Source organism: Gilliamella bombi, from assembly GCF_900103255.1.
GTDB classification, from domain to species: domain Bacteria; phylum Pseudomonadota; class Gammaproteobacteria; order Enterobacterales; family Orbaceae; genus Gilliamella; species Gilliamella bombi.
Map to the genome: position 1 here is coordinate 156,226 of NZ_FMWS01000014.1, position 6,000 is coordinate 162,225.

General features: G+C 34.2%; 3 protein-coding genes. 1 reads left to right on the forward strand and 2 read right to left on the reverse strand.

Annotated features, from left to right (window positions below; genetic code table 11):
• Positions 1–217 precede the first annotated feature (217 nt).
• Positions 218–1,978, reverse strand: a complete 1,761-nt coding sequence (locus B9N71_RS03275) for a hypothetical protein (protein ID WP_085164085.1) — start codon at positions 1,976–1,978, stop codon at positions 218–220.
• A gap of 745 nt (positions 1,979–2,723) precedes the next feature.
• Here B9N71_RS03275 and B9N71_RS03280 point away from each other — a divergent pair.
• On the forward strand, positions 2,724–4,316 hold the full coding sequence (locus tag B9N71_RS03280) for an ABC-F family ATPase (RefSeq protein ID WP_085164086.1): 1,593 nt from the start codon (positions 2,724–2,726) through the stop codon (positions 4,314–4,316).
• A 103-nt stretch (positions 4,317–4,419) separates the two neighbouring features.
• Here the strand turns inward: B9N71_RS03280 and B9N71_RS03285 are convergent, their stop codons facing one another.
• A complete protein-coding gene (locus B9N71_RS03285) occupies positions 4,420–5,853 on the reverse strand; it encodes a hypothetical protein (RefSeq protein ID WP_143422004.1) in 1,434 nt (477 codons plus the stop codon).
• Positions 5,854–6,000 lie beyond the last annotated feature (147 nt).

Genomic DNA, 6,000 nt, shown 5'->3' on the forward strand with positions numbered 1-6,000 from the left:
TGGTTGGGCGAATGACCATAAAGCTTTTAGCCAAATCAGTGACCGTTTATGATATAAGCGCCATATCTCTTGTCTGTAATAAGGCGTTAGTTTTGTTTTTTATGTATATCCATTACAGCAATTTTTCAAATTACTGTAAACAATGCTAGTAAATCCTAGAGATAAACAGATTTCACCAGCAACTATCCTGTGCAAAGGATTTGCCATTAATGTCTTTTTATGGTGTAACACAGACAGCGCGATAAGTTGAATAGGAAAAATCCCCGAAAACACGAGGTGCACCAACATTCGATATTACCCACATTCCTTTACCTTTATAATCACCACTTAATGACACATCTGCACTCCAATACATATAGCTATCCCAATCGGTTCCAGTATAACCATTGCATTTGGATGCACCACCAGAGCCTGCAGCATTCCAGTCATTGACTATACATCCCCATTCATTCAATATTCCCCCTATCCATCTTCCTCCAGTTTGGTAACTCAATTGACGAAGAGCAGCCCATTTATTCCGTCCAGGTATCCCACCTGACCAACCTCTCCTATTAGTGTTTGTATAATCATTCATATCAGGTATTCGATAACCGCTTCCTAAACTGTGACAATAATTCCTTACAGCTGTTTGAGCATCTGTGCCATTTCCTGTTCCATTATACACAACATTAGGCTGTGCTATATACCAACGCATTAGCCTGAATTCATATAATAATTTGTTCTTACTGCTATCAGCATACAGTTTAAAAGTTACAGGGTTAAAACTTTTATCATTTGAGTTATAACGCGGCCCTTTTAACGTTATCTTCAAACCTGGCTCGCTATACCCATATGGTTTAGGTCCATAATACTCATGCCTCCATCTTGGCGTATTTTCGGTGCTTAATATTAAACTGACATTTCCCCCCTCTTCTGCACTAACTAGATTACCATTGGCTGCTAATACTTCGGCTGGCGTTATACCTTCAAATAACAAATAAAAATACAATCCATGCGATCCTGTACTTGGAAAGTTATTTTCTTTTATGCTTGAGTCATTTTCGTAATTTCCATTATTTGATGCACTCGATACTTTGTACCCCTTCCAAGCAACCCATGTCTCACCATTTGAATTTTCATTATAATAGTCGCCATAAGCAGTGTCATCATGGGCCAAATTGGGTTGTGCATATAATACAGAACAAGGGGTTATATTATTTTTATGTGGTTTAATATAATAAGTGTGCTCTATTGCATTAAAAGTACTTTTTTTAGGTGAACCATACCGTGTTGATAATTCGCCTGAGGTTGCTTTTATCGTTAATTGATAATTTGCAGCACATGAAGTACTTAATAATTCGGTTGGGTTTGCTTTTACGTTTGCTGTTATATCGTTACCCATATTATCTTGCCACTTTACAGTTATACTTCCAGTGGCACTTATATCACCATCGCCATCATCATCGCCCCAATAATTGTATGGAGTACCAATTAAATTATTTAAATCAAAACTTGGATAATAGCTATTCCCTGATGTTGGGAGTGGCACCACTGTTTTTATATCACTAAACTTTTTTATACTTTGTGGTAGCTCTATCGGCTTTATGAAGCTTGATACATCTTCATTTGCTTTTATCTCCATTTCATCTGCTAAAGTTATTGCAAGTAATGCTTCGGTATTTTCTGCCTTAGTTAATCCACCATCAAAGGTTAGATATGGTGCACTACCATTGATTACATTACTGGTTGTCGCACTTAACGCATTTGCTATATTGATATTGGCAGTTAATAATAGACTTATAACAATAAATAATAGTGTGATGGAAAAATGAGATAATAAAAACCTTGAAGATTTTATAAGTAAATTAAAATTCGAATTTAATCCTAAATGAAAAGGCATTAGCGAATTGGTAATGCTTACCATCAATAAATTACGTCTTGTTTTCAATCCAAAAAATAAACTCAAGTGATAGCTAGCTATTAAACAACATGTTAACATGCTTCTAATTCCTTTGTTTCAATATATATTTATTTTAATTTTATATACTCAATATAAAGTATAAATAGGTTAAACGGTTTTTTCAAATTTGAAATTAGGGTATTTGTTAAGGAGTGTAAAAAGATAATTATTGATTCATTAGGGCGCTTTTGTCTGCGATGAAAACCCTGAGAATGTTGTCAAAAAGTTTCAGGTAACTATGTGTTTAAGTATAAAAAGTATTTGAGTATAAAATTTAAATTTTGTTGGGATTGATTTGTCGATAGTTTCCAACGACAAATCAATCACTTCAGATGTTTAAAAGATTAGTGCATGTTACAATAAAAATTTCTCAGATAGCGTATTGATTTAAATGAATTTTTCACTCAAGAGGTTTTAAGGGAAATCAATGAGTTATTATGGTAATATCAAGTGATGATATTTATTCGCAATTAGCCTGAAATCAAAAAGTAAAAATAAATTTTAGGAATGATTTACTTTGTTTAAAGTAATATGATAAGCGGTTAACATCTTGTAGAATTCAGGGAATTATTTTAATCATAAAGAGTAAATATCACTGATTTTTCATATGTTTTACAATATATTAATAATTAAATATCTCCTCCTTAAATGCCGTTATCTAAAACAAAGATCCTCAAAAATGATTAATTATGGCATAATATGCGCCAATTCATATTTCCGCGACTTCACTCAAAGGCTAATTATTACTTATGAGTGAAACGCATGTTAAAGAGAGTAAATTCTAGTGTTAAGTACAAATAACATCACAATGCAATTTGGAAGTAAGCCATTATTTGAAAATATCTCGGTTAAATTCGGTAATGGTAATCGTTATGGTTTAATTGGTGCCAATGGTAGCGGTAAATCAACTTTTATGAAGATTATTGGTGGTGATTTAGTGCCAACATCTGGTAATGTTGCTTTAGATCCGCATGAACGATTAGGTAAATTACGCCAAGACCAATTTGCGTTTGAAGAGTTTACCGTACTTGATACCGTAATTATGGGACATACCGAATTATGGCAGATCAAGCAAGAACGTGATCGCATCTATTCACTTCCCGAAATGAGTGAAGAAGACGGCTTTAAAGTTGCTGATTTGGAAACCCAATACGCCGAAATGGATGGTTATAGCGCTGAAGCTCGTGCGGGTGAATTATTATTAGGTGTTGGTATTCCAATTGAGCAACATTATGGATTAATGAGCGAAATCGCACCAGGCTGGAAATTACGAGTATTATTAGCCCAAGCCTTATTCTCAAATCCCGATATTTTATTGCTTGACGAACCGACCAATAACTTGGATATCGATACTATCCGTTGGCTTGAAGACACCTTAAATCAACGCGAAAGCACCATGATTATTATTTCGCATGACCGTCATTTTTTAAACATGGTCTGCACGCATATGGCAGACATGGATTATGGTGAGCTTCGCATCTACCCTGGTAACTATGATGATTATATGACAGCATCAACGCAAGCGAGAGAGCGTTTATTAGCTGACAATGCCAAAAAGAAAGCACAAATCAGTGAGCTACAATCTTTTGTTAGTCGATTTAGTGCCAATGCGTCTAAATCAAAACAAGCAACTTCGCGCGCAAAACAAATTGAAAAAATTAAACTTGAAGAAGTCAAGGCCTCTAGTCGTCAAAACCCATTTATTCGTTTTGAACAAGATAAAAAACTATTCCGTAATGCGCTTGTTGTTGAAAACCTGACCAAAGGTTTTGATAATGGTCCACTATTTAAAAACTTAAACCTAATGGTCGAAGTGGGCGAAAAAGTCGCTATTTTAGGGACTAACGGTATTGGTAAAACTACATTAATAAATACACTAATGGGCGAGCTTACTCCTGAGCAAGGCGATATAAAATGGTCTGAAAATGCCAATATTGGTTATTATGCACAAGATCACGAATACGAATTTGAAGGCGACTTAACTGTATTTGACTGGATGAGTCAATGGAAGCAGCCAACCGATGACGAGCAAGCCGTACGTAGTATTTTAGGCCGATTGTTATTTTCACAAGATGATATTAAAAAGCAAGTCAAAGTACTATCAGGTGGTGAAAAAGGACGTATGTTATTTGGTAAATTGATGATGCAACGCCCAAATATTATTGTTATGGACGAGCCAACCAACCATTTAGATATGGAATCTATCGAATCACTCAATATGGCATTAGAGCTTTATCAAGGCACGCTATTTTTTGTTTCACACGATCGCGAATTTGTTAGTTCATTGGCAACACGCATTGTTGAAATTACACCTGAAAAAGTCATTGATTACACAGGTAATTATGAAGATTACTTGCGTAGCCAAGGGATTGAATAATTAGCCATTACTAAAAATAGCCACAAATACGAATGTGGCTATTTTCTGTATATTAATAATTTTTATTGTTTTTATACAATGCTAAAGTAGCTTTTTCTCGATACTATTTTCGACAAACAGGAGTGCATCCATCATATTTAAGCAAATTATAACCAACATAACCATTTTGGATATCAATGCCAAATATAAGTTCATTTGTATACGCCTGACTACTCCAAGTGCATCCTTGAGATAAATCAAAACCATTCTTAGGATAACCTTTATATAAATTCCCCCATTCACCATAAAACGTCCCATCTATATCTCGAGATAATCGGGCTTCTCGATTATGATACCATTCAGGAAATGATCCAGTTCCATTCCCGGTTATAGCTGTTGCTGCACTTGGAGCATTGCTGAGTTCCATTGGTGAATAAAAATAACTTGCCGCTTCTTCTGCACTAATCATCCCTAAATCACGTCCAGCACAAGCATTAGCTGCAGGGAAAATACCATTTCCAGTATTTAAATACTCCTCTGTTTTATATTGTGTTGGAGGAAGTGCTCGTATCCATTTTTTAATGGTAAAAGAATAAATAGATGTTTTTGAAGGCCTTATTATATTGGGTTTTGTCCTTGCTGTTAAAATTACATTAAAAGGTAAATTGGGATGAACGGATGAATTAAAGGTAACAACACCTTCACTTCCCGCTACATTACTTATTGAGACTAAATTCGGATTACTTGATGTATAAATATAATCACTTTGTTCATTACTCATTCTTAAAGTAAATTTTGCTTGATCAAAAGCCGTTGTGGGGAATTTAGTAGGAGCCAAAGCCGAAAAACCTTCATTAGGGAAGAAAACTCTAGGATTATAACCACCAATAAATTTGCAATTTGTTGTATTGGTACAAGTGTTTTTATTAACGCCAGAAGCATCATAAATTTGTAAACTAGCAGGCTTTATATAGCAAACTTTGAAATCATCAACTTTTATTGTATACGTTTTACTAAGACTACCATAAGCATGTTCAAATGGTATACCATATTGAGATTGCGCTTTAACACCATTAGCGCTAATCGTCAATTGATATGGGCTTTGGCATGAATCTAATTTATTTTTTAATTCATCAGCAGATAACGTTCTTATCGTACCATCTGACTGTCGATAACGCCAAGTAGCAGTTAATGTACCTGTTATTCCCATAGTTGAATGAGCGAAATCGCCATCATCATCACCATAACTTACTCCCACAATATTTGATAAACGTTCTGGTTGTCCATCAGCAACAACTTTTGTAATAAATTGATTAAATTTATCCCCATTATGCGCATAAATTACTTTATTTATTGATGGATGAATTACTACATAGTTAGAGGAAATATCAGGTTTTTGAAAACTCAATAAATCAGCTAGTCCATTAATAGCAGAGCCATTTAATTTGATATAAGGGGCTGAACCTTCAATTGTTTTTATTGTCTTTGCAGATAAAGCAGCATAACTATTAGTAATGGTCAATAATGTCATAAAGATAAAAAAGATGAAATTTATCATCTGAATTTTTCGTATTTTTATCAATCTAAGATAATAAATAATGTATTTATGGCAATTTTTATAAACAAAGAATGAATTTTTGAGGAATTTACTTGATAATATTTTTTTACACAAAGAATAAATTAATGTTGTGTTGTGTTGTGTTGT